Source organism: Mycolicibacterium rutilum (genome assembly GCF_900108565.1).
Taxonomy (GTDB): Bacteria; Actinomycetota; Actinomycetes; order Mycobacteriales; family Mycobacteriaceae; genus Mycobacterium; species Mycobacterium rutilum.
Genome location: NZ_LT629971.1, coordinates 5,641,494 through 5,665,310, shown reverse-complemented (window position 1 = coordinate 5,665,310; position 23,817 = coordinate 5,641,494). Strand labels below are relative to the sequence as shown.

Below are 23,817 nucleotides of genomic sequence, written 5' to 3'. Positions count from 1 at the left end.
CCGATGACCAAGGTGACCTTCCTGCTGTCGAAAGACCCCGCGACCCAGCACGGCGGCGACATCGAGCTGTCCCGGGTCGCCATGCGCCTGGCCGCCGACTCCTTCGACGTCGCTGCGTTGTGCCTGTCGGCCGAGAATGGTTCGGCCACAGTCGATCTCGTACCCGGTGGACTGCCTTTGACCCGGGTGCGCAAACCGCCGGTCGACAAGGCCCGCATCCTGGCCCGCTCGCTGACCAAGCGCCGCAGCCTGGCGCACGTGCGGTTCGACTTCGACGAGCTGGTCACCGCGATCGACGGCGTCGACTCCGACGTCTTCGTCGCCGAGCACAGTTATATGGCCGAATCCTTCCTGCGCAGCAGCCATGCCGGGCGGCGCGGCCTGATCATCAACACCATCAACACCGAGTCCCAGGTGTGGCTGTCGACCAGGGGACTGCTCGGCAAGATCGAGGAGCCCCGGCTGCTGCGCGACGAGATCCGGGTGGCCAAGGCCGCCGACGCCGTCGGCACCTACGACATCGAGGAAGCCGAGATGTACCGCGCCAACGGTCAGCCGCGGGCGCGCTGGCTCGACGTGACGCTGCCGCCCTCGGAGAAGATCGACGTCTCGGCGACCGGACCGCGCCTCGGCTTCGTCGGCGTGCGGGACTGGCCGCCGAACCAGGAAGGCTTCCTCTACGCGCTGCAGCTGTGGCCGCGGATCGCCGAGGGCATCCCGGGCGCCGAGCTGTGCATCGCGGGCCCCAAGAAGCCCGGCGCCAAGGACCCGGTCTACCCGCCGGGCGTGCGCGACCTCGGGTTCGTCGAGGATCTGCCGGGCTTCTTCCGCACCTGCCGGGCGCTGATGGCGCCGATCAAGACCGGCGGTGGCGTGCGGGTCAAGATCCTCGACTCGATCAGCAAGGGGCTGCCGGTCATCGGCACCAGCCCCGCGGTCGGGTCGCTGCCCGCGCTGTTCGACCTGCCCACCTATGACGACGAGGAGCAGTTCATCGCCGAATGTCGGCGCCACCTGCTCGACCGCGACGTGGCGGTCAAGGCGGGCAACGACCTCTACGAGGCGAACCGGGCGCACTGGGAGACCCGCAAACCGCACCGGTCGTTCGAGGATCTGGTACGCGCCGGAATCCGGGTCTGAGGGGCAGCGCGCGGCTACAGTGAGACCGCCGGCAACGTCTTGCTAATTGACGCTGACGTTTAAAAAGCGCTTTCAATTACGCGAAATCAGTGTGGGCAACGTATCGTCGTGACGCGATGCCGCAAACTTCTCCAGCAGATGGGAATGAGAGGCCTATGTCTGAGCCAGCAAAATACGACGTGGGAATAGTCGGGCTCGGTTATGTCGGATTGACCCTGGCGACGGTGCTCGCGGAGTCCGGCAGTTCGGTGATCGGCGTGGAGACGCGGCCAGAAATCGTCGAGATGACCAACCAGGGCATCCCGCACTTCACCGAGACCGGTCTGCCCGACGCGCTGTCCGGTGTGACCCGTTCGGGCAAACTGCGCGCGGCCGAACGGTTCGACGGTTCGTTCACCTGCGACACCTACATCATCACGGTCGGCACGCCGCTGTCCGCGGACGGCGTGGCCCGCGTCGACATGATCGAGGCCGCCGCCCGCGACATCGCCGCCAACATGCGCGATGGTGCGCTGGTCATCCTGCGGTCCACGGTGAAGGTCGGCACCACCCGCGACGTGGTCGCGCCGGCGCTGGCCGAGAGCGGCAAGCAGTTCGACATCGCGATGTGCCCCGAGCGCACCCTCGAGGGCAAAGCACTGCAGGAGTTGCGCGAACTGCCGCAGATCGTCGGCGCCGACGAACAGGCCGTCGCCGACCGGGCCGCGGCGTTGTTCCGCCGGTTGACGAATTCCATCGTCCAGGTCTCCGGGGTGGAAACCGCCGAGATCATCAAACTGGTCAGCAATACGTTCCGCGATGTGCAATTCGCATTCGCCAATGAAGTCGCCCGGCTATGTGATGCATTCGGTGTCAACGCGCACGAAGTCATTGCCTCCGGCAAACTCGGTTACAGCCGCACGAATATCCCGATGCCGGGTCTTGTCGGCGGGCCCTGCCTGGAAAAGGACCCGCACATCCTGATGGAGAGCGCCCGCACCCGCGGCGTCCACCTGGAGATGACGAGCGCGGGCCGGATGATCAACGAGCGCCAACCGCAGGAGACGGTCCGCTTCATCAGCACCGAGATCAACCGCCGCAAGCTGTCCGAGCGGGGACCGCTGAAGATCAGCCTGGTCGGCATGGCGTTCAAGGGCCTGCCCGAGACCAGCGACCTGCGCGGGTCGATGTCGATCAAGGTGCTCGACCAGTTGCGCAAGGCGCATCCGGAAGCCGAGATCGGCCTGTACGACCCCGTCACCTCCCCGGAAGTGCTGGCCGCGGAGTTTCCGGACGACCGGGTGTTCAACCGGTTCGGGGACGCGGTGAGCGGGGCGTCGGTCGTGGTGATCGGCAACAACCATCCGTCGCTCGGCCAGATCTCGCCGCGCACGATCAGCGAGTTCATCAGCCCGGACGGGTTCATCTTCGACTACTGGAACCACTTCAGCCATCTGCCGAAGTCCGAACTGGGGGACTCGTACTTCGCGGTCGGCAACAGCGGATGGGTGCCGGTCGATGTCTAGACGCGCGGTGATCACCGGTGGCGGCGGCTTCATCGGTGCATACCTGACCAAGCGGATGGTCGCCGACGGCTGGGACGTCGCGGTGGTCGACAACATGGTTCGTGGTGACGCCAAGCGATTCGCGGGTGTCGCCGACGACGTCGAGTTGTTCACCTGCGACGTGCGTGACCAGGCGGCGCTGGAGAAGGCGTTCGCCGGCGCGGAAGTGGTCATGCACCTGGCGGCGGTCAACGGCACCGAAAACTTCTACACCAACCCCGAACTCGTGCTCGAGGTCGGCATGCTGGGCGCGCTGGCGGTCACCAACGCCGCACGCGCGGCCGGCGTGCCGGATCTGGTGTTCGCCTCCACCGCCGAGGTCTACCAGACGCCCGCGGTGATCCCGACCCCCGAGACGATCCCGTTGATGCTGCCCGACAGCCTCAACCCGCGGTACTCCTACGGCGGCGGCAAGATCGTCAGCGAGCTGATCGCGTTCAACTACGGCCGCGAGCACTACCGCAAGGTGCAGATCTTCCGTCCGCACAACATCTTTGGGCCCGACATGGGCTGGAAGCACGTAGAGCCGCAGTTCATCATGCGCGCGCTGGCCGCCAAGGACGCCGGCGACGGCACGTTCCCGATCCAGGGCGACGGCACCGAGACGCGGTCGTTCCTCTACGTCGACGACTGCGTCGACGGCATCCTGACGATGTACGACAAGGGCGGGCACCGCGAGATCTACCACATCGGCAGCGAGGACGAGATCACCATCCGCGAGCTGGCCGGCCGGATCGGCAAGATCGTGGGCATCGATCTCGACATCCGTCCCGGTGAACTGCCCAAGGGCGGAACGCGGCGACGCTGCCCCGATGTGACGAAGATGCGCGGGCTCGGGTGGTCACCGCGGGTCAGCCTCGACGACGGCCTGGAGCGCACCGTGGCCTGGTATCGCGAGCACCGCGACGACAAACCGGCCAACGACCTGATGTAGCCGGGCCGCCACAGCGAAAAGGCCGGGAACCGTTGCGGTTCCCGGCCTTTCGCGTGCTGCCGTGCTCAGTCGTCGTCGCCGCCCGAGTCGCCGCTGTCGCCGCTGCCGGTGCCGGCCTTGCCTGCGCCGCCGTGCGCGCCGCCGCCCTGCCCGATACCACCCGTGCCGCCGGCGCCGCCGGTGCCGGTGCCGTCGGCCGCGGTGCCGTTGCCGCCCTTGCCGCCGACGCCGCCGGGCGCGTCGAACACGCCGAAGACGCCGCTGCCGCCCTTGCCGCCCGCGCCGCCGGTGGCGTCGCCGCTGCCGTTGTTGGTCGCGTCGCCGCCGTGGCCGCCGCGGCCGCTGGCCGCCTGCCAGCCGCCGGCTCCGCCGTTGCCGCCTGCTCCGCCCTGCGCGTCGCCTTCTTCGTTGACGGTGGCGTCGCCGCCGGTACCGCCGCGACCGCCGTCGCCGTCCCATCCGGAACTGGCTCCGTCACCGCCGGCGCCACCGATTGCGGTACCGATACCGACCGTGGCGTTGCCGCCGTCGCCACCCTGGTTGCGGTACGGGCCGCCGGTCATCTGGGTGTTGCCGTTGAATCCGGCGTCGCCGGCGTCGCCACCGTCGCCACCGGTTGCGGTTCCTGCACCCGTCGAGGCGTTGCCACCGTTGCCGCCGGTGCCGCTGTTGCCGTCGATGCCGGTGCGGCCGCCGTCGCCGCCGTCGCCGCCGGTGGCGTCTCCGGTCTCGGTCGTCGCGTCACCGCCGCGGCCGCCGATGCCGCCGAAGCCACTGAGCATGTCGTGGTGGCCGCCGCCGCCGCCGTCGCCGCCGACCGCGCCGGTGACACCTGTCGCGGTGCCGCCCGCGCCGCCGTCTCCGGCATTGCCGATGACACCGGCGTCGCCGCCCGCGCCGCCGGTCCCGCCGGTCGCGGTGCCGTCGGTCGACGTGGCCGTTCCGCCCGCGCCGCCGACGCCGCCGGTGCCGACGAAGAAGCCGCTGGCGCCGCCGCGGCCGCCGTTGCCCGCGGTGACGTCGCCGGTACCGGTGGCGTCACCGCCGGCACCGCCCTCGCCGCCGTTGCCGACGAAGAACCCGCCGCGGCCGCCGTTTCCGCCGTCCTGGCCGTCCTCGCCGTCGCCGCCGCGCCCGCCGGAGCCGAAGAACAGGCCGCCGTCGCCGCCGTCCTGGCCGGCCGCACCGGCAGCGCCGTTGCCGAAGAGCACGCCGCCGTGCTCACCCGGCGCCTCGCCGTTGCGGACGAACACACGCACGACGTCCTGGGCCACCGCGAACGGATCTTGCGCGGTGTTGATCGCCGCCATCTCCCGCACGGCGCGCTGGAACGTGGCGTCCATCGTCGGGCCGATCAGGTTCATCTTGGCCATGTAGCCGGCGCCGACGTTGGTCCACGCCTGGGCCGCAGAGATCGTGGCCAGTGGCGTGGTCACCATCGTCCAGGGCCGCTCGAAATAGATTCGCGCGGAGTGCGGGAAGCCGGCGATCGCCTGATCGTCGTAGTGGACCGGATAGGTGAAGTAGTCGACGATCCCGTCGAACAGCGCCTTGCCCGGATTGAACGCCGGAGCGGCCGCTGCCTGAGTTGCGGGCCCGTCACCGTCTGCGCCGCCGGCCGGCGCCGGTGCGGCGGCCGAGCCGAAGAGCAGCGGCTCCGACGAGTTCACCAGCCGGATGGTCTCCGCGTAGAGGGTGTTCGGCGTCGCGTAGGCGCCGATCGGTCTGGCCGGCAACTCCGGCGCGGTGCTCAGTGCCTCGGTGCCGAACGCGGCCCCCGCCGCGGCGAGGGCGCCCATGGCGACGGCAGCGCGGACGCGATGGCTGCGCTCTTTGTGCACGTTGTGTCTCCCACCCATTGCAGAGTCCTTTCCCGGAGAAGCCCGGAGATAGGTTGCCGCGGCTGCGCGTCAGAACCGATTGGCAAAGATAATGACATCTTTCCAGACAATTCCGCAATATGGAGCCATTTCGGGTTTGGAGTGCCGTCACCGGAATTGGCGACACGCCGGTCTGCGAACTGCGAACTGAACTCTGAAATCAACATCAGCGAATGTCTTCGTCACTACACCGAGTTCGCTGGGATGAGGTTTCAGCGACATTACCGCAGCATGGCCGGTTCGGCTGATCGCCGAGGGAATTACCACAGTCGCAGGCCGGGGAGAATGGCGGCCTCGTCGACCGCTGTGCTGCCGGATGCTTCATGATCAGGCAATTCATGGTGCCGGCGCGGTGCCACGGGCCCGCGGTCGGGGCGGTCGGCGGGCGCGGGGGACAGCATCCTGGCCGGAACGGCCGGGGCCGTTGTGCACGGTCGATGCCGCTGTCGCTGCATCGAGTTTGCCGCAGGCGGGGGCTGACGCGGTCGCAAATTAATGGTGGGGATGCCGCAGCGCCGGGATAACTTCGTTATTTGTCCATTGTGACGAATCGGCGATCAATCGCGTGGGACGGTCCGAGCGTCAATATCAGGCCGCTGTGCAAAGCCGCCTTGTTCCTTTCAGCAACATCAAATGACGTCGATGCCGCGAAGACGTCGGTGTGCTGACAGCTAGTCGCCGACCGGATTGGCCGACCACAGCCGCGCGACCGACAGCCCGCAGCGTTCGAGGAGTGAGCGCATCAGCGGCAGTCCGATGCCGATGACCGCCGATGGATCGCCGTCCACGCCGTCGATGAACCAGCCGCCCAGGCCGTCGAGCGTGAACCCGCCCGCCACGGCCGTCGGCTCGCCGCTGTCGATGTAGGCAGTCAGGTCCTCGTCGCTGGGACGCGCGAAGTGGACAGTGGTCGCGGCCGCCTCGGCGACGCGGTGCACCACCGCGCCGCCGTCGAGTCGCAGCACGCAATGGCCGGTGTGCAGCACGCCCGAGCTCCCGGCCATCGTGCGCCAGCCGGCCAGCGCGGCCGCGGCCGAAGCCGGCTTGCCGACCAACTCGCCGTCGCGGAAGAGCATCGAATCACAGCCGATGACCACGCTGTCGGCCGCCAGCGCCGGATCCAGCTCGGCGGCCACGGCGTCGGCCTTGGCGGTCGCCAGCGCGACGGTCACGTCGGCGGGGGTCGCGGTCGCAGGCAGGCTCGCCGCCACCGCGTCCTCGTCAACGCCGGAGACGATGACCAGCGGATCGATTCCGGCCTGCCGCAACACTTTTCGGCGGCCCGACGACGCCGACGCGAGGATGACCCGCGTCATCGACGGCGCATGTGCGTCCGTTCCACGAGGGTCACCTTCTGCCAGCTGAACGGTGAATACCGCAGCCGGTCGACCGGGTGGCCCCACAGGTTCTCTTCCTGCTCGCGGGGTTCGGCCGGCGCCCCGGAGGCGGCGGCGAACACGGCGAGCACCGCGGCCAGCTCCTCGTCGGTCGGCTGACCGCGGAGCACCTGGATGTGCGCCTCGTGCTTCTCGTCGCTCACGTCGGCCGCCTTCTCGATTGCATCACTCACTGAAGCTGGATCGTTCGCTCCGCTCACAGCGGGATGTTCCCGTGCTTCTTCGGCGGCGTCTGCGTGATCTTGCGTTCCAGCAGCCGCAGCGCGTTCGCCACGTACCCGCGCGTATGCGACGGCGGGATCACCGCGTCGACGTATCCGCGCTCGGCGGCGACGTACGGGTTGACGAGGGTGTCCTCGTAGTCCTGCTGCAGCTGCAGGCGCAGCGCGTCGACGTCCTCACCGTTCTTGGCCGCCTCGGAGAGCTGCTGGCGGTACACGAACCCGACCGCACCGGCCGCGCCCATCACCGCGATCTGCGCGGTCGGCCAGGCGACGTTCACGTCGGCGCCCATCTCCTTGGACCCCATCACGCAGTACGCGCCGCCGTAGGCCTTGCGGGTGATCACGGTGATCTTGGCGACCGTGGCCTCGCCGTAGGCGTAGAGCAGCTTGGCGCCGCGCCGGATGATGCCGTTGTACTCCTGGCCGGTGCCGGGCAGGAAGCCGGGCACGTCGACGAGCATCACGATCGGCACGTTGAAGCAGTCGCAGGTCCGGATGAACCGCGCCGCCTTCTCGGAGGCGTTGATGTCCAGGCAGCCGGCGAACTGCGTCGGCTGGTTGGCGACGATGCCCACCGGCCGGCCCTCGATGCGGCCGAACCCGACGATGATGTTCTGCGCGTAACCGGCCTGCACCTCGAGGAACTCGTCCTCGTCGAGGATGCGGGTGATCACCTCGTGCATGTCGTAGGGCTGGTTCGGCGAATCCGGGATCAGCGTGTCCAGCTCGAGGTCTTCCTCGGTGAGGTTCTCCTCGATCGGGCCCTCGGGCACCGGCTCGGAGAACCGCGGCGGATCGGCGTGGTTGTTGCTCGGTAGGTAGCTCAGCAGTTCCCGCACATAGTCGAACGCGTCCTGCTCACCGGAGGCGACGTAGTGCGCGGTGCCCGACTTCGCCATGTGGGTGTGAGCGCCGCCGAGCTCCTCCATCGTGACGTCCTCGCCGGTGACGGTCTTGATGACGTCGGGACCGGTGATGAACATCTGGCTGGTCTGGTCGACCATCACGATGAAGTCGGTCAGCGCGGGGGAGTACACGTGGCCGCCAGCCGCGGCGCCCATGATCAGCGAGATCTGCGGGATCACGCCCGAGGCCAGGATGTTGTTGTGGAAGATCTGGCTGTACAGGCCCAGCGACACCACACCCTCCTGGATGCGGGCGCCGGCGCCGTCGTTGATGCCGATCAGCGGGCGGCCGGTCTTGATAGCCAGATTCTGGACCTTGACGATCTTTTCGCCGTACACCTCGCCGAGGCTGCCGCCGAACACCGAGACGTCCTGGCTGAAGATGCACACCTCGCGGCCGTCGATGGTGCCGTAGCCGGTCACCACGCCGTCACCGAACGGGCGCTTGTCGGCGAGCCCGAAATTGGTGCTGCGGTGCCGGGCCAGCGCGTCGAGTTCGACGAACGAACCCTCGTCGAGCAGCGCCAGGATGCGCTCGCGAGCGGTCAGCTTGCCCTTGGCGTGGATCTTCTCGACCGCCGCCTCACCGACCGGGTGCAGCGTCTCCTCGGCCCGCCTACGCAGATCGGCCAGCTTGCCCGCGGTGGTGTGGATGTCGATCTCGTGTTCGCCCGACGGCTCGACCGACTGTTCGCTAACGCTCGTCATGAAAGACGATGCTAACGAACGGCCTTAATGTCTCCTTAAGCAGGCTTGCGCAGGACCACCGCGGCGAAGCTCGTCAGCGCCGGCACCGGGTGCTTGAGCAGGAACCGGGTCTTGGCGCGCTCGATCGCGTCGAGCGGCTTGATCACGTGGTAGTAGTGATGCCCGAACGCCCCGTGCCACTGCTCGACCTGAAATCCGACGCTCTCGAACCGACGGATCGCGCGCTTGGTCGGGCCCGTCGTCCACCGGTAGTAGGCCGGGAACTTGTCCATGTTGCCCATCTGCAGCCGGCCCGGCTGCAGCTTGTCGACGACCGCGAGCGCCGCCTTCTCCGGGATCAGCTTGTTCACCACGAACGGGAACGTGAACAGCGTCGGGAAGTAGTGCACCGACAAGCCGCCCGGCCGCAACAGGTTGAAGCAGTTCTGGTGGAACGTGCGCGCGTCAGGCAGGTGCTCGCACAACATCTTCGAGAACAACAGGTCGTACGTGTTGTGCTCCTCGGTGATCGGCTGGCACAGGTCGGCCACCCGCGTCTCGATGTCACCGGCGGACTTGGCGAGCTCGTTGGCCGAAATGTCAATCACCACACGGTGATCGGCGAATCCCCACCGCTCGGCGTCGCCGATGATCGGGTTCGCGCCACCGCCGAGTTCGGCCACCCGCTTGACGCCCTCGCGTTGCGCGAGGTCGTGGACGAAGGCGTCGTAGCCCTTCCACAGGGTGTCGAGGTCGGTGTATCCAACTTGGCCGTCACGGCTCATCACCGTGCTGGCGAAGTCGTCAATTCCCATGTGATCACTTCCGGAGGTTATTTGCTGAACGCCACACTATACCCGGTGAACGGGTTTCCTCGCTCCGCGAGACGACGCCCAGCGAAGGCCCGCGCCGCGATATCCACGAATGCGCCGCGGTCATCGACGAAACCCCAGGTTCCCGCCCGGTCAGCCGCTCTACCTGCGACGATTCCGCTCGCGGGAGACGCGCCGCGGTGCGTCGTCCACGTCGCGGCTCTCGCACGCGTATATGGTGTCAGCGCAGATTAGCTTGTGACCACGACCGATTTGCGGTTCTATTAGTGCCGTTCCGATCGGATCAGACATGTAGCTATTCGTCGGCAAACGACCAACTCGCCGTTCAAGGGGCTTATCAGCGTGCAATCGAATCGCAAATATGACGGGGTCGACGGCCCCAAGGTGGCGATCGCGCACGACTACCTGACGCAGCTGGGTGGCGCGGAGAAAATCGTGCTCTCGATGAGCAAAGCGTTCCCCGACGCACCGATCTACACGATGCTCTACGAGCCGTCGACCACCTACCCGGAGTTCGCTGATCTCGACGTGCGGGTCTCCGGGCTGAACAAGGTCGGGCTCGCGCGCAAACACCACCGCGCCTTCCTGCCGGTGCTGCCCGCCGTCGCCAACTCGGTGTTCGTCGACGCCGACATCGTGCTCACCAGCACCAGCGGCTGGGCGCACGGCTTTCGCACCCGCGGCCGCAAGCTGATCTACTGCTACTCGCCCGCGCGGTGGTTGTACCTGTCGGACAAGTACCTCGGCGAGGACAGCGGCCTGCTCAAGCGGGCCGGGCTGGCGCTGACCGCGCCCTACCTCAAGGCGTGGGACCGCCGGATGGCGCACGGATCGGACAAGTACCTGGCGATCTCGACGCTGATCCAGGGCCGCATCAAGGAGACCTACGGCATCGACTCGGACGTGCTGTTCGCCCCTGTCGCCATGTCGCAGAGCTTCACCACCGAGCCGGTGCCGCAGCTGCCCGCCGACGACGAGGGGTTCTATCTCGTCGTCTCGAGGCTGCTGCCCTACAAGAACGTCGACGTGATCGTGCGGGCCTTCAAAGACACCGACCGGCGCCTCGTGGTGGTCGGCAAGGGGCCCGACGCCGAGCGGCTGGCCGCGATGAAGACGCCGAACGTCACCATGCTCTCCGACCTGACCGACGGCCAGATGGCGTGGCTGTACAAGAACTGCCGCGCGCTGCTGGCCGCCAGCTACGAAGACTTCGGGCTCACCCCGATCGAGGCCGGGGTATGGGGAAGGCCCAGCGTCGCACTGCGTTTCGGCGGTTTCCTGGACACCATCGACGAGGGTGTGACCGGGATGTACTTCGACGAGCCCGAACCGCGCGCGATAGCCGCCGCGCTCGACCGGTTCGAGAACGCGACCTTCGACCCGGACAAGATCCGGCGCCACGTCGAGCAGTTCACCGAGGAACGCTTCGCCGAGAAACTGCATGCGGCCGTCGACGAGCTGGCAGCTGTCGATGCGACCTGACCGTCGCGCCGAGGACCCGGAACAGGAGCACGCCCAGTGAGTCGACCGCCGGCCGTCACCGATCCGCAGATCGTCGCCCGCAAGCTCGCGGCGGCACCGGGCTTGCGGATCCCGCCGTCGCCGAAATACGACCTGCGCCCCGACGGCCGGGTCGACAACTACCGCATGCAGGACATGGGGCTGTTCCGCAAGGCGCGCAACCGCGTCGGGCAGCTGCTCTACAACATGCTGATCACCTACATCCCGTCGCATCACGTGCGGCTGGCGTATCTGCGGCTGTTCGGCGCCACGATCGGGAAGGGCTCGTCGGTCAACCGGGGCACCACGATCCTCGACATCGAATTTTTGACCATCGGTGAGGACTGCTGCGTCGGGGCCCGCTGCATGCTCGACGCGCGCGCCGGTCTCTACTTGGGCAACAACGTGATTCTCGCCAGCGACGTGCACATGCTCGGTGGCGGGCACGACATCAACCACCCCGACTTCCTGCCGGTGCCCAACCCGACGGTGGTCGAGGACTACGTGTGGATCGCCAGCCGGGCCATGACGCTGCCGTGCCACATCGGCCGCGGTGCCGTGGTGGCCGCCCAAGCGGTGGTGATCAAGGACGTCGGTGCGCTCGAGATCGTCGGTGGCAACCCGGCGCGGGTGATCGCCAAACGCGACCCGGAGGCACTGAAGTACAGCGGCAGGTTCCGCGCGCCGTTCTGGTGACCATGGCCGACCTCAAGGACTACCGGCTGGTCTTCGTGGGTCCGGCCGACGGCGAGACCGCGGTGGGCGACTACGCGGAGAACCTGATCCGCGCGCTGCGCCCGCACTTCGGCGAGGTCGTCGAACGCCGCACGCTCGCGCCGGGCAAGGAGAGCCTGGCCGACATCCGCGAACACCGTCGGGCCGTCAAAAGCGCTGTCGCGCAAGGACGGCCGGGACGGGTGCTGGTGCACACCGAATTGGCCGCAGGCGGAGTCGGACCGTTCTGGTCGACGGCGGGCCTGCGCGACGTTCCGGTTTCGGCGACGGTGCACGACCCGCCGCAGGGCATCTGGTGGCCGGCGCGCACCCGGTTCGTCGCCCAGCACAAGTACCTCATGCACGGCATGCACTACCCCCTGCGGCCGTTGTCGCGGGTGATCGAGGGCGCGGTCAACGGGCGGCGAACGATCTTCGCGCTCAGCCAGATCGGCCGGCTGTCCATCGAGATGACCTATCCGAAGACCAATACCGCCTACGTGCCGTACCTGGTGGCCGAGCGGCCCACGATCAAACCCGCGCACGAACGGCCGAAGGCCGTCGGGTTCTTCGGACTGGTCTATCGCGGCAAGGGTTTCGAGCAGATCGCCCGGATCCGCCGGGAGCTGCCCGACGACATCGTGATCCGCGTCGCCGGGCGCGGCACCGAGTCGTTGCCCCGCCAGGACGGGGTGGAGATCCTCGGTGCCGTCGAGGGCCCCGATGAGGACGCGTTCTTCGAGTCGGTGCGCGCCATCGCGATTCCGTACGGCAAGCGGCACTTCTACGCAGAGACCTACCCGGCGTCCTCGGTCGCCGCGCACGCGCTGGCCTACCAGACCCCGATCGTCTGCACCGGATACGGCTCGCTGGCCGAGTTCAACGAGGACACCGGCGCCGTCGTGGTGCCGATGGGCACGACGTTCCCGCAGACCCTGCCCGCCGGGTTCTCGCCGGCCATCCAGTCGTTGCTCAACGACGACGGGCGCATGCGCACACTGGCCGCCAACGCCGACCGGGTACGTGGTGAACGTTCGGCCGAACAGACCGCCGCGGCCTACGCGAGGGAGTGGTCGCGCATGCTCGACCGGAGGCGAAAGCGCCGGGACGGCTGAGTCGAGCCATCCAGCGATCCCAGTCTCGAAGAACAGGAGTAGGTCGGTGCCAAAGGAACCGGATACCGCAGACCCGGAGGACGTGGCCCGCAAGGTCGCGGCCGCGCCGACGTTGAAGATCCCGCCTCCACCGGAGTGGGTGTACAACGACGAGGGCCGGGTGATCGACATCCTGCAGGAGGGCATGACCTTCCGGCGCAAACTGTTCAACTACCTCGCCGAGCTCGGCTACAACCTCGTCTTCGGCCACCTGCCGAGCCAGCGCGCACGGCAGGGGTTCCTGCGTCGGTGCGGCGCCGACATCGGCAAGCGCACGAAGATCGGGCGCAACACCAAGGTGCTCAACATCGAGTTCCTCACCATCGGCGACGACACCGTGATCGGGCCACGGTGCCTGCTCGACGCCAGGGGCGGGCTGTGGATCGGGGACAACGTGGAGATCTCCGACGACGTGCACCTGCTCGGCGGCGGACACGACATCAACCATCCGGACTTCCTGCCGGTGCCGATCCCCACCGTCGTCGAGGACCACGTGTGGATCGGCAACCGGGCGATGATCCTGCCGAGCCTCATCCACCGCGGTGCCGTCGTCTCGGCGCACTCGCTGGTGATCAAGGACATCGCCGAACTCGACGTGGTCGCCGGGAACCCCGCGAAGCCGACCGGCAAGCGCAGCGCGGAGGCGCTGCGCGGCGCGCGGGGGACATGACGCGGCGATGTCGAAGCTGCTCGCAGACTTCCGCCTCGTCTTCGTGGGTCCGGCCGAGGGGCAGACCGCCGTCGGCGACTACTCGGAACATTTCGTCGGTGCGGTGCGGCCCTACTTCGGCGACGTCGTCGAGGTGCGCACCGCGGGCCCCGGCGGCGACGGGGTGCGCGACATCGCGCGGTACCGCAAGACGGTGGCCGACGCGGCCCGCGACGCCCCGGGCGGACGCGTGCTCGTACACGCCGAACTCGCGGCAGGCGGCGTTGGCCCGTTCTGGTCGATCGTTGGGCACAAGACCCTGCCGGTCACCGCGACCGTGCACGACCCGCCGCAGGGCACCTGGTGGCCGGCGCGCACCCGGTTCGTCGCCGAGCACCGGGTGCTGATGCACGCATTGCACTACCCGCTGCGCCCGGTGTTGCGTGCGTTGGAGGGCGCAGTCAACGGTCGCCGAACCCTGTTCGCGCTCAGCGAGATCGGCTCGCGGTCGATCACCATCACCTATCCGCGCACCAACGTCGTCTACGTCCCACACCTGGTCAAGAAGCGGCGCGACGTGCTGCCCGCCGAGGATCGGCAGAAGGCGGTCGGGTTCTTCGGGCACGTGTACCGGGGCAAGGGTTTCGAGCAGATCGAGCGGATCCGCCGTGCGCTGCCCGACGACATCCTGATCCGCGTGGCGGGCCGCGGCACCGAGAACCTCAAGCCCAGTGCGGGTGTCGAGATCGTCGGCCCGGTGGACGGCCCCGATGAGGACGCGTTCTTCGAATCCGTGCGCGCGATCGTCATCCCCTACAACAAGCGGCACTGGTACGCCGAGACGTATCCGGCGTCGGGTGCCGTCGCGCACGCGACGTCCTACCGGACCCCCGTGGTCTGCACGGCCTACGGCGCGCTGACCGAACTGGGCGAGTCGACCGGGGCCGTCGTGGTGCGCACCGACACCGACGCGACGCCCGCCGAGGTCGCGGGCGAACTGACGGCGGCGATCGTGGCGCTGGTCAACGACGAGGCGCGGCTGCGCGAAATCGGCGCCAACGCCGAGAAGTGCCGGCACGCCCGCTCCCCGGAGCGGATCGCCGAGTCGTTCGCGGCCGCCTGGCAGGACCTGCTGAGCGGGCCCACGCCCGGGGGCCGCTGACCGGATGGCCACCACACGCAGCCTCGGCAACATCGCCAAGACGCTGGTGTCGATGTTCTGGATCTACGGCACCCGCGGCCTGGGCCTGCTCTGGGTCACCGCGCTCGTCGGCCACCTCGGCATCAGCGACTACGGCATGTACGGCATGGCGGTGGCGCTCAACTCGATCGTCGGTCCGTCGCTGGACAATTCGTTCTCGGTGCGCGCGATCCGCGAGTCCGAGGAGCGGTTCCTCGCCGAACGCACCACGCGCTACCTACTCGGGGTCACGCTGATCGCGACCGGCCTGCTGCTGCTGCCGATCAGCTACGTGGCCGGGTTCGGCATCATCGTCGCCGGTGGCGAGATCACCTTCAACGTGGTCAAGAGCCGCCTGGCGCGCGACGGCCACCCCGACAAGTTCTGGCGAATGGACACCGCACGCCAGTTGGTGGCCGTCGGCCTCGGCGCGACCTACCTGTTCGTCGCGCCCGATCCGCAGCTGCTCACCGCGAGCCTGCTGTGGTGCGTGCCCTACCTGGTCATCATCGTGCTCGGCGCGCGGCTGGTGTGGGGGCACCGGCCGGGGCTGCCCGGCAGTCCGCGGCTGATGGCCGCGCTGACCGGCGAGATGCTCGGCACCGCACTGTATCTGCAGGGCGACGTGCTGCTGCTCGGCGCGCTGACCAACAGCACCACCGTCGGCTACTACACGCTCACCTGGGTGGTGTGTGCGGCGGTCGCGGCGGCCGGCCAGTCGTTCGGCATGAGCTATCACGAGAAGCTGCGCGAGGCCGACGGTGACGTCTCGGCCGGGCCGCCGCTGCGCAACACCCTGGTGCTGGCGGTGGTCGGCGCCACCGCGGTGCTCACCGTCGGCGTCGTGATGTGGTTCTGGCCCGCGCCAAGGGAACTGGCGGTCGCGATGATGATCATGTCGCTGTTCGCCGGGCTGAGGGTCGTGGTGTCGGTGTTCCAGGTGGTGCTCTACACGCAGCGCCGTGACCTGCTGAGGCTGGCGTCGGCGGTCGGGTTGGTGCCGGTCAAGCTCGCACTGGTGGCGGCGTTGGCGTTCAGCGGGGCGATCGGCGCGGCCATCGCGACGTCGATCACCGATGCGCTGCTGCTGATCTGCTTCTCGATCGCGGTGTACCGCAGACCTAAGACGCCGCTCAGTTGAGGTAGACCTTGATGCCGATCCACGGCTGCCAGGTCATGTAGCCGTGCTCGAAATCGACCCGGTTCAGACCGTTCAGATACGTCTCGTCGCTCGTCGCCAGCCCTAACTGCGGCACATACGCCTGGGCGAACGCGGCGCTCGCCCAGTGCGCGCCGGTGGCCTCCGACCACCACACCCGGAACGCGTTCGGCGCGTCGAAATCCTGGAAGCCGTTGGCGAACGGCGTCTTCGGCACACCCTTGCGGGCCAGAGCCACCCGGGCCACCGCCCGCGGGGACGTGACCATGCCCGAGGGCATCTCGAACAGCGCGTTGACGGTGCGCAGCTGCGCCCACACCGTCGGCGCCGCGCGAAAGACCGGGCTGAGCACCGTCCCGTGCGCGGCGTCGGTGACCGCCGCGAACCGTGTGAACTCAGGCGATTTCGCCGGCCCGGCCGGGATGGCGAACTGCAGCGCCTGCTGCGCCTGCTTGGGCGTCCAGTCGGTGCGCAGCAGCCCGAACGTGTCCTGGTCGCTGGTGCTGCCGGTCTTGCGGTCGCGCGTGGTGTACAGGTACAGCGGGCCGGTGTAGGGCATCTCCTGCCACTTGGTCCACATGTCCTTGAGGAACGCGGTCTGGCCGGCCTCGTCGACCACCGACGTCGGCTGCCCGTACTCGGTGGCCCAGATCTTCTTGCCCGAATCGCCGTTGGCCACCATGATCTGGCGCATGTCGATCAGCTGTTGGGCGGCCGAATTGGCAACGGGCACACCGTCGGAGAACTTCAGCTGATAGTGGTACGGGTGAAACGACAGCGCGTCGAGGTAGTCCGCGGCCCCGGCGTCGTACATGCCCTGCACGAACCGCACCGGATTCCAGGTGATGTTGCCCCAGTCCACGACCGAGCCGACCACCCCGCCGATGACCGTGACCGACGGGTCGACGGCCTTGATCCGCGGATAGGCGGCGCGCAGCAGCTCGGTGTAGCCGGCCGGGTCCGGGGTGGGGGAGTAGAACTGCGCCGAGTTGGGTTCGTTCCAGATCTCGTACGCGGCGATCTTGCCCTTGTACCGGGCGGCCACCTTCGCCGCGAACTCGCCGTAGACCGCCGGTGAGGCCGGCCTGCCGCTGATCGGCAGCCCACCGGGCCCCACCGCCCACGCCGGCGTCGAGTTGATGAAGCCGAGGATCGACATGCCCCGCGCCGCGGCCGAATTGACCGTCTTGTCCACCATCGACCAGTTGAGCTGGTTCTGGATCGGTTCCACGCCGGCCCACGGGATCATCAACCGCACGGTGCCCACGTTGGTGTTGCCCATCGCGCGCATGGTGCGGTCGACGTCGGCCTGGCTCATCCCGTAGACGTCGGCGTCGGCGAAGCCGATCGTGGTGGGCCGCGGCTCGATGTTGGCGCTCGGCGCCACCACCACTCGCCGTGGCGCGTCGGATGGCATTCCGATCACCACCGCGGCGACCGTGACGACGCCGCTGACGAGCGCGACGATCAGAGTGCGGATGCGGTGGGGCCGCCGAATGCGGTGAGCGCGCACGAGACCTCCGATGACCGGATCGCGTTCACGAGAACGCGAATGCGCACTCAGTGTGCCGGAACGAGATCCTTTTCCCGTTCAAGATCAACGTCGTGTCGCGGCGCTTTGCTTCGCTCCCGATCGAGGTAGACCAGGAATGCGACGAAGATAGCGAATTTCAGCTGGGCAGGCGGACTACCGGCCACCGGATGGTCGAGTTGCAGCGCCACCACACAGAATCCGATGAAGATTCCGCCGAAAATGGCGGCGGGCATCGAATTCGAGCGAATTGCGCGGTATCCGTAGACACAGCCCATCACCGCGATGGTCACGAAAACGATTCCGGTGAAGATCCCGCCGCGGTAAATCGTGAACAGCGGCGCATTCGACACGTGGTTGAGCACGAACGCCAAATTCCCGTCGGTGTATTCGGGCCGGTCCCAACCGAGCCCGAACCACCAATTCCCCGACATGGTGTGCGGGAATTCGCGCAGCGAATCGATGCGGTCGGTGGCCCCGCGGTCGTCACTGGAGAACGCGCTGACGAACCGTTCCCGGATCGACGGGGTCAACGCCGCGGCGACGACGACGGCGCTCAGCCCCGCCAGGCTCAGCACGCGGTCGCGGGTGCGCATCTTGTGGAACACCAGGACCAGCAGGAACCCGACGACGACGCTGAAGATCGACGCCCGACTCAGTGTCAGCAGCAGCGCGAGGCCGAGGATGCCGGTCAGCCAGATCCGGGTCCAGCCCCGTAACACGATGAACGACACCGCAAGTGCGGCGGCCAACGCGATGCCCTCCCCGTTGGGGTCCACCGAGGTGCCGCCGAGCCGGATGAGCGCAACCGCACCGCCTTCGGAGTAGGCGAAGCGGGGCGCGGTGTATTCCGGCGCGTACCCGAAGATCCGCAGGTAGCGGAACGCGCTCTGATCCCGGTCGAGCGCCACGATGTACAGCCCGAACAGCGCGTTGAGCACCGAGCCGTAGACGAAGATCCGGCCGAACTTCGCCAGGTCCTCGTTGTCCAACCGCATCAGCGCCACCGCCACCAGCGTGACCAGCGCCCACCGGACGATCATGATGATGCTCGTGATGCTGATGCTGGTCACCAGCATCGAGATCACCGAGAACACGATCAGCGCCCAGGTCGCGACCTCGAGCGGATGCATTCCGCGCGCCATTCTGGGGTGCAGATAAACGGCGAGGACGACGCCGAACGCCAGCGGCAGATAGAACGGCAGGTTGACGCCAGGGAATTGGCCGAACGGCAGCGCGCCGGTGGTGAAGGCGAGCGCCCAGAACAACCACAGCGGGTGGCGAAGCCCGACATAAATGGCGATGACCGCGGCGATCACGCCCATGACGGCCAACAACGCCAACCGGCCCATGGAAACGGCCAACCAGGCCATTAACGGAGCCACAGCAACGATCGCCAGGCCTACGAGAAGATTGCGTGGCAGATCGCCGCGGGCGTTCACGATTGCCATGTTCTCAGCTTCGCCAGCTAAGCTCAAACCGCCAGCCGTCCGTGTCTGCTCGGGATATCCGGTGCCCGAGGGCTAGCCTGTCAAACGTCGCGACGAGAGTAATGAGGGGTACGGCATTGGAGATCAGGGAATACCTGCGGATATTCGCCAGGTACTGGTGGGTCATCGCGATCCTCACGGTCCTCGGCGGGCTCGTCGGCTTCGCGACGTCGCAGCTGATCACGCCGCAGTACCAGTCGACGGCGACGCTTTTCGTAGCGACGCAGAATGGCACCACGGCAACCGAGGCGTACCAGAACAATCTGTTCTCCATCGACCGGGTGAATTCTTACGCTTCGCTGGCAACCAGCGAACAGGTCGCTGCACGCGCGGTCGACCAACTCAAGGCGCCGATCTCCGCCGAGGAGCTGCGGGCGAAGATCTCCGCGGCCGCGGGACCCAAGACGGTGCTGCTGTCGGTCAGCGTCACCGACCCTGATCCCGCCCAGGCGCAGTCGTATGCCAACGCCGTCGCCGACCAACTCGTCAACCTCGTCAGCGAGCTCGAGACCTCGCGCCGCGGCGGCACCCCGGCGGCCGGCGCCATCGTCGTCGACGAGGCGGGTTACCCGACCGAACCCGCCGGGCTGAGCCTCCCGCTGCGGATCGGCCTCGGTGCGCTCGCCGGCCTGGCCATCGGCATCATCGCCGCGATCCTGATCGGTGTGTTCGACAAGCGGCTGCGTGGCCGGGAATCCGTTGAGCGCCAAGCTGATTCGTCGGTGATCGGGGCGCTGCCCGCGAGCCGCGTGCGGACCAGGACGGCTGTGGTCGACCTGACCAGCGACGGGGCGTATCCCGAGGCGGTCCGCGAGCTGCGCACCAACCTCCGCTTCTGCACGACGGCCAAGGGGGAGCGCGCGCCCAAGGTCGTCGCGGTCACCAGCCCGTCGCGCGGCGACGGCCGCAGCACGGTGGCCGTCGACCTCGCCGCGGCGTTCGCCGAGACCGGCAAGTCGGTGGTCCTCGTCGACGGCGATCTGCGCAACCCGACGCTCGCGTCGCGCCTGCCGCTGACCGTGCCGATGCGCAACGCCGCGCAGACCAAGGGGCTGTCCACGCTCCTGGTCGGCGAACACAACGTGGACGACGGACTTGTTCGCGGTATCCCCGTCGGCAACCACACCATCTCGCTGCTGCCCGCCGGACCGGCCGCGCCGCGCCCGGGTGAACTGTGGGCCACCGACTACAGCGAGGGCCTGCTCGACGAGCTCGCCGAGTCCTTCGACTACGTCGTCGTCGACACGCCGGCCCTCGACGAGTGCAGCGACGGCGCCGTGGTGGGCGCGCTCTCCGACGGCGCGTTGCTGGTGGCCCGGCTGCGGCACACGACCAGCACGTCGTTGCGGCGGGCGCTGACCGCGCTGCGCGGCGCGAACGTGACCGTGCTCGGCACCGTGGTGACGTTCGACCAGCTGCGCAACCACCCCGGCCGTGACCGCGGCGCCCGCGACACGGCGAGCAGCCGCACGACCGACGACAACCGCCGCGGGGGTGCGGCTTTCGGTGCCGCCACCGGTGACACCGAGAAGATCGGGGAGGGCCGCCTGGTGGGCAGCGCCGGACCGCAGCAGACGTCGCGGTCCCGACACGGGTCCTCCTGAGCGTGCGATGGCGCACCAGTGCGGCGCTCGCCACCGTGGTGGCGGCGCTGCTGTCGGGTTGCGGCCACAGCGACACCTCCCCGCCGACGACCTACGACCGGCCGTCGCGTGAACTGACCCCGCAGTTCGCCGGCGCGCCGGCGCTGCCGCCGCCGGACCTGACCGACGACGGACCCGGCTCGCTGGTGCGGGTCGAACCGGTCGTCGACAACGCGTCGTTCGACAGCGCGAACGCCGCGGCCGTCAAGGTCGTGTTCCGGTCCACCTCCGGCGCCGGGACACCCACCCAGGTCACCGGCGTGGTCGCGGTTCCGCCGGGCACGCCTCCGCCCGGCGGCTGGCCGGTGGTGTCGTTCGGTCACGAGATGACCGGGGTGATGAACAAGTGCGCACCGTCGCGCGCCCCCGACTTCTGGGGCTACGCCGCGCAGATGGTCACCTTCCTGTCCCGCGGCTTCGCCGTGGCGCTGCCGGACTTCCAGGGGCTCGGCCTCGAGGGGCCCGGCCACTCGGTGATCGACGCGGCGACGCTGGGCAACAACATGATCGACGCGGCACGCGCCGTGCGCCGGGTGTCCCCGGAGGTGAGCTCGCGATGGGCGGCCTTCGGGGTCGGCGAGGGCGGGCTCGCGGCGTGGGCGGCCGCCGAGCGGGCCGGCGGCTACGGCAACGGCATGGAGATGGTCGGGGCGGTGGCGGTGTCGCCGTACGCCGACCTTTCCCCGCTGGCCGACGCCGCGGCGGCGGGCACCCTGACCAAGGGTGAACAGGTCCGGCTCTACATGATGGTGCTGCAGAGCCTGGCCGCCTCTCCCGGTTTCCAGTTGGACGCTTACCGGGGCGGGTTGGCGCGCCAGCGCTGGAACGAGATCCTCGACTGCGCTCCGGGGAACCCGACCGAGGCGGTCCGCGCACTCGACCGGATCGCGCCCGACGACCTGCGTCCCCGCGATCTCGCCGCGACCGACGATCTGCGCAGGCGGCTCAGCGAGGCCGCTCTTCCGTCGCCGCTGCCGACACCGGGATCCGCACCGGTGCTGGTGATCTGGGGGACCGGTGACACCGTGGTGCCCGGAACCGGGATCGACAACGCGGTCGTCGCGGCGTGCAAGCAGGGCGACGCGGTCGAGGTGATGCGGCGTATCGGCGACACCAAGCCGGTCAACGACCAGGTGATCAACAGTGCACTGAGCTGGCTGATGGGACGGTTCGACGGCCAGCAGCTCGCCGACTCCTGCCAGGGGGTCACGTGAAGTCGCCGGCGTTCGTCCCCCGGGTACGGGACTACCTGCGCATCCTGGCCGGAGGCTGGCTGATAATCCTCTGCGCCACAATCCTTTCCGGGTTGGCGGGGTGGCTGCACTGGTACGCAGGCCCGCCGCTGTACCAGGCGACCACCAAACTGTTCGTGATCACGCCGGGCAACGCGACGACGATCGACGCCTACTACGGGCAGCTCAACGCGGCGATGCGCGCACCCACCTATCTGGAGCTCGCGCGCAGCGGTCAGGTCACCACCCGCACGATCGAACAGCTCGGGCTGGCCGAAACCCCGGACGAGCTGGCCGCCAGGATCTCCGTGCTGCCGGACACGCAGGTGCTGCTGGACGTCTCGGTGATGGGCACCGATCCGCAGCGCGCCAAGGAAACCGCCGAGGCCGTCGCCGACAACATGGTCGCGCTGTCCAAGCAGCTGGCCACCGTGGAGACCGCCGACACCGAACTGGTCACGGTGGACGACGGCGCCACCGTGGCGCGGCCGGGGTCGATGAGCACCATGGTCGCCGAGGCCGCCGCGGTCGGGCTGGCGGTGAGCGCGCTGCTCGTGCTCGCCGTCGGACTGGTGCGCGACACGCTGCTGGACCGCCGCCAGGTCGGGCGCGTCATCGACGACTTCGGCGCGGTGAGCCACGAATGATCCGGCGCCCGCTGGTGGCCTCGCTGTGCGGACTGCTCGCGGTCTGCCTGGTGGTGGCCGGCTGCCAGCGACCCGAAACCCCGCCCGCACCGCCCGACGACGCGGCCGCCGGGATGGATCTGCGCCCCGACACCAGCGGCGCCGGCGAACAGCCCGGCGCGCTGATCGCCGCCCGCACGCTGCCCAACATCGACCGCCGGCTGAAATCGGTGACGTCGCTGGCCGCCCGGATGGAGTACACCTCGACCGGCCTCAACGGTGAACCGACCCACGTCAGCGGCACGGTGTTCGTGCCGTCGCGCCAGCCCCCGCCAGGCGGCTGGCCCGTCATCATCTACGGCCACCCGACCACCGGCGTCGACGCCGACTGCGCGCCGTCGCGGTCGTCGACCCTGCTCGGCGCGTCGGCGACGGTCGAGGCGTTGGTGGCCGGCGGTTACGTCGTCGCCGTGCCGGACTATCAGGGGCTCGGCGTCAGCGACGGCGGACACCCGTACCTCGAACCGGTGACCGCGGGCCACAACGTGATCGACGCGGTGCGCGCCGCGCGTCGACTCGTCCCCGACGTCTCCGATCGCTGGGCGGCCGTCGGGTTGTCGCAGGGCGGCCAGGCGGCCTGGGCGGCCAACGAACTCGCCGGGCAGTACGGCGCCGGGCTCGCGCTGCTCGGCACCGTCAGCCTGTCGCCGCCGACCGACCTGACCGGGCTCGCGGTCGACGCGGGCGCCGGAACGCTGACCAAACAACAGCAGGGTGCGCTGCAGCTGCTGCTGTATTCGCTGCAGCGCGAGCGTGCGCACTTCAACCTCGACGACTACCGCCGCGGCGTAGTCACCGACAAGTGGGACGTGCTGTCCTCGTGCAACGACGCCGACGTCGCGGACCGCGTCGCCGCGATCGACGCCATCACCGCCGACGATCTGCGGCCCGCGACCCCCGAGGCGCAGGCGGTGTTGGAGGCGTATCTGCGCGAGCGCAGCCTGCCGCGCCAGCCGGCGACCGCGCCGATGATGGTCGCGTTCGGTGGCAAAGACGAGTTGCTGCCGGAATCATGGACCCGACGTGCACTCACCGCGGCATGCGCGATGGGCGACGTCATCGACATCCAGTTCCAACCCGACAGGGGGCACCACGACCTCGACGTGTCGTTGACGTTCGCGTGGCTGGCCGCCCGGTTCGCCGGGCTGCCCGCCACCGACACGTGCGCCGAGTTCACCGCGCCGCCGCCCGACCAGGCTGAGGCCGAGGCCGGGATCGACGCCACCGAACCAGCGGCGACCGGAAACGAGACCTACGACGACAGCGGAGCCGAACCCACCGAACAGGAGCCGACCGTGAGCGGCGACACCACCGGAGACGGACAGTGACCACCGG

The 23,817-nt window shown here is 68.8% G+C and carries 20 protein-coding genes; 13 read left to right on the top strand and 7 right to left on the bottom strand.

Translation table 11 applies throughout. The features are described from left to right. Window positions 1-3: 3 nt before the first annotated feature. The 3 genes from BLW81_RS27575 (at window position 4) to BLW81_RS27565 (ending at window position 3,618) form a co-directional block, all read left to right on the top strand. Window positions 4-1,140, top strand: coding sequence for a glycosyltransferase (locus BLW81_RS27575; RefSeq protein ID WP_083409955.1), 1,137 nt, complete (start codon window positions 4-6; stop codon window positions 1,138-1,140). Between the two features lie 155 nt (window positions 1,141-1,295). Continuing rightward, entirely contained in the window at window positions 1,296-2,645 is a 1,350-nt protein-coding gene (locus BLW81_RS27570) for a nucleotide sugar dehydrogenase (protein ID WP_083409954.1), read from the top strand. After that, window positions 2,638-3,618, top strand: a complete 981-nt coding sequence (locus tag BLW81_RS27565) for an NAD-dependent epimerase/dehydratase family protein (RefSeq protein WP_083409953.1) — start codon at window positions 2,638-2,640, stop codon at window positions 3,616-3,618. Before BLW81_RS27570 ends, BLW81_RS27565 begins: the two co-directional genes overlap by 8 nt. Window positions 3,619-3,683: 65 nt before the next feature. Here the strand turns inward: BLW81_RS27565 and BLW81_RS27560 are convergent, their stop codons facing one another. The 5 genes from BLW81_RS27560 to BLW81_RS27540 form a co-directional block, all read right to left on the bottom strand. After that, window positions 3,684-5,477 (bottom strand): hypothetical protein, encoded by a 1,794-nt coding sequence (locus tag BLW81_RS27560; RefSeq protein ID WP_157897856.1) that lies wholly within the window; start codon window positions 5,475-5,477, stop codon window positions 3,684-3,686. 692 nt (window positions 5,478-6,169) lie between these two features. Next, window positions 6,170-6,814 carry a Maf family protein gene (locus BLW81_RS27555; RefSeq protein ID WP_083409951.1) on the bottom strand — a complete coding sequence of 215 codons (645 nt, stop codon included), beginning with the start codon at window positions 6,812-6,814 and terminating at the stop codon, window positions 6,170-6,172. After that, entirely contained in the window at window positions 6,811-7,068 is a 258-nt protein-coding gene (locus BLW81_RS27550) for an acyl-CoA carboxylase subunit epsilon (protein ID WP_083409950.1), read from the bottom strand. The genes BLW81_RS27555 and BLW81_RS27550 overlap by 4 nt, the downstream gene beginning before the upstream one ends. Before the next feature lie 23 nt (window positions 7,069-7,091). Continuing rightward, a complete protein-coding gene (locus BLW81_RS27545) occupies window positions 7,092-8,732 on the bottom strand; it encodes an acyl-CoA carboxylase subunit beta (protein WP_083409949.1) in 1,641 nt (546 codons plus the stop codon). A 35-nt stretch (window positions 8,733-8,767) separates the two neighbouring features. Next, window positions 8,768-9,526 (bottom strand): class I SAM-dependent methyltransferase, encoded by a 759-nt coding sequence (locus BLW81_RS27540; RefSeq protein WP_083409948.1) that lies wholly within the window; start codon window positions 9,524-9,526, stop codon window positions 8,768-8,770. A 360-nt stretch (window positions 9,527-9,886) separates the two neighbouring features. On the opposite strand from BLW81_RS27540, the gene BLW81_RS27535 reads away from it, so the two are divergent. Genes BLW81_RS27535 through BLW81_RS27510 form a run of 6 tightly spaced genes read left to right on the top strand, consistent with a single transcriptional unit; the run spans window position 9,887 to window position 15,882 of the window. Further along, a complete protein-coding gene (locus BLW81_RS27535) occupies window positions 9,887-11,026 on the top strand; it encodes a glycosyltransferase (protein WP_083409947.1) in 1,140 nt (379 codons plus the stop codon). 36 nt (window positions 11,027-11,062) lie between these two features. Further along, entirely contained in the window at window positions 11,063-11,740 is a 678-nt protein-coding gene (locus BLW81_RS27530; protein WP_083409946.1) for an acyltransferase, read from the top strand. A gap of 2 nt (window positions 11,741-11,742) precedes the next feature. Further along, a complete protein-coding gene (locus BLW81_RS27525) occupies window positions 11,743-12,873 on the top strand; it encodes a glycosyltransferase (protein ID WP_173839685.1) in 1,131 nt (376 codons plus the stop codon). A gap of 46 nt (window positions 12,874-12,919) precedes the next feature. Then, window positions 12,920-13,582 carry an acyltransferase gene (locus BLW81_RS27520; RefSeq protein ID WP_157897855.1) on the top strand — a complete coding sequence of 221 codons (663 nt, stop codon included), beginning with the start codon at window positions 12,920-12,922 and terminating at the stop codon, window positions 13,580-13,582. A 7-nt stretch (window positions 13,583-13,589) separates the two neighbouring features. Then, window positions 13,590-14,723 (top strand): glycosyltransferase, encoded by a 1,134-nt coding sequence (locus BLW81_RS27515; RefSeq protein WP_083409943.1) that lies wholly within the window; start codon window positions 13,590-13,592, stop codon window positions 14,721-14,723. Window positions 14,724-14,727: 4 nt separating this feature from the next. Next, complete coding sequence (locus BLW81_RS27510; RefSeq protein ID WP_083409942.1) at window positions 14,728-15,882, top strand: lipopolysaccharide biosynthesis protein; 1,155 nt, start codon at window positions 14,728-14,730, stop codon at window positions 15,880-15,882. On the opposite strand, the gene BLW81_RS27505 is transcribed toward BLW81_RS27510, so the two are convergent. Beyond that, window positions 15,875-17,413 (bottom strand): glycoside hydrolase family protein, encoded by a 1,539-nt coding sequence (locus tag BLW81_RS27505; protein WP_083409941.1) that lies wholly within the window; start codon window positions 17,411-17,413, stop codon window positions 15,875-15,877. The genes BLW81_RS27510 and BLW81_RS27505 overlap by 8 nt on opposite strands. Before the next feature lie 47 nt (window positions 17,414-17,460). Continuing rightward, window positions 17,461-18,882 carry an O-antigen ligase family protein gene (locus tag BLW81_RS27500; RefSeq protein WP_083409940.1) on the bottom strand — a complete coding sequence of 474 codons (1,422 nt, stop codon included), beginning with the start codon at window positions 18,880-18,882 and terminating at the stop codon, window positions 17,461-17,463. A 116-nt stretch (window positions 18,883-18,998) separates the two neighbouring features. Here BLW81_RS27500 and BLW81_RS27495 point away from each other — a divergent pair, with 116 nt between their 5' ends. Genes BLW81_RS27495 through BLW81_RS27480 form a run of 4 tightly spaced genes read left to right on the top strand, consistent with a single transcriptional unit; the run spans window position 18,999 to window position 23,810 of the window. Next, entirely contained in the window at window positions 18,999-20,525 is a 1,527-nt protein-coding gene (locus BLW81_RS27495; RefSeq protein WP_083409939.1) for a tyrosine-protein kinase domain-containing protein, read from the top strand. 2 nt (window positions 20,526-20,527) lie between these two features. Next, window positions 20,528-21,778 (top strand): lipase family protein, encoded by a 1,251-nt coding sequence (locus tag BLW81_RS27490; protein WP_083409938.1) that lies wholly within the window; start codon window positions 20,528-20,530, stop codon window positions 21,776-21,778. Next, a complete protein-coding gene (locus BLW81_RS27485; protein WP_157897854.1) occupies window positions 21,775-22,443 on the top strand; it encodes a YveK family protein in 669 nt (222 codons plus the stop codon). Before BLW81_RS27490 ends, BLW81_RS27485 begins: the two co-directional genes overlap by 4 nt. After that, a complete protein-coding gene (locus BLW81_RS27480) occupies window positions 22,440-23,810 on the top strand; it encodes a lipase family protein (protein ID WP_083409936.1) in 1,371 nt (456 codons plus the stop codon). Before BLW81_RS27485 ends, BLW81_RS27480 begins: the two co-directional genes overlap by 4 nt. Window positions 23,811-23,817: the final 7 nt, after the last annotated feature.

What these genes read in the sequence shown, in the direction of transcription:
- BLW81_RS27575 (WP_083409955.1), top strand. Translation starts at nt 4, where the DNA reads ATGACCAAGGTGACCTTCCTGCTGTCGAAAGACCCCGCGACCCAGCAC.
- BLW81_RS27545 (WP_083409949.1), bottom strand. Translation starts at nt 8,732, where the DNA reads ATGACGAGCGTTAGCGAACAGTCGGTCGAGCCGTCGGGCGAACACGAG.
- BLW81_RS27565 (WP_083409953.1), top strand. Translation starts at nt 2,638, where the DNA reads ATGTCTAGACGCGCGGTGATCACCGGTGGCGGCGGCTTCATCGGTGCA.
- BLW81_RS27540 (WP_083409948.1), bottom strand. Translation starts at nt 9,526, where the DNA reads ATGGGAATTGACGACTTCGCCAGCACGGTGATGAGCCGTGACGGCCAA.
- BLW81_RS27560 (WP_157897856.1), bottom strand. Translation starts at nt 5,477, where the DNA reads ATGGGTGGGAGACACAACGTGCACAAAGAGCGCAGCCATCGCGTCCGC.
- BLW81_RS27515 (WP_083409943.1), top strand. Translation starts at nt 13,590, where the DNA reads ATGTCGAAGCTGCTCGCAGACTTCCGCCTCGTCTTCGTGGGTCCGGCC.
- BLW81_RS27480 (WP_083409936.1), top strand. Translation starts at nt 22,440, where the DNA reads ATGATCCGGCGCCCGCTGGTGGCCTCGCTGTGCGGACTGCTCGCGGTC.
- BLW81_RS27510 (WP_083409942.1), top strand. Translation starts at nt 14,728, where the DNA reads ATGGCCACCACACGCAGCCTCGGCAACATCGCCAAGACGCTGGTGTCG.
- BLW81_RS27500 (WP_083409940.1), bottom strand. Translation starts at nt 18,882, where the DNA reads ATGGCAATCGTGAACGCCCGCGGCGATCTGCCACGCAATCTTCTCGTA.
- BLW81_RS27555 (WP_083409951.1), bottom strand. Translation starts at nt 6,814, where the DNA reads ATGACGCGGGTCATCCTCGCGTCGGCGTCGTCGGGCCGCCGAAAAGTG.
- BLW81_RS27570 (WP_083409954.1), top strand. Translation starts at nt 1,296, where the DNA reads ATGTCTGAGCCAGCAAAATACGACGTGGGAATAGTCGGGCTCGGTTAT.
- BLW81_RS27525 (WP_173839685.1), top strand. Translation starts at nt 11,743, where the DNA reads ATGGCCGACCTCAAGGACTACCGGCTGGTCTTCGTGGGTCCGGCCGAC.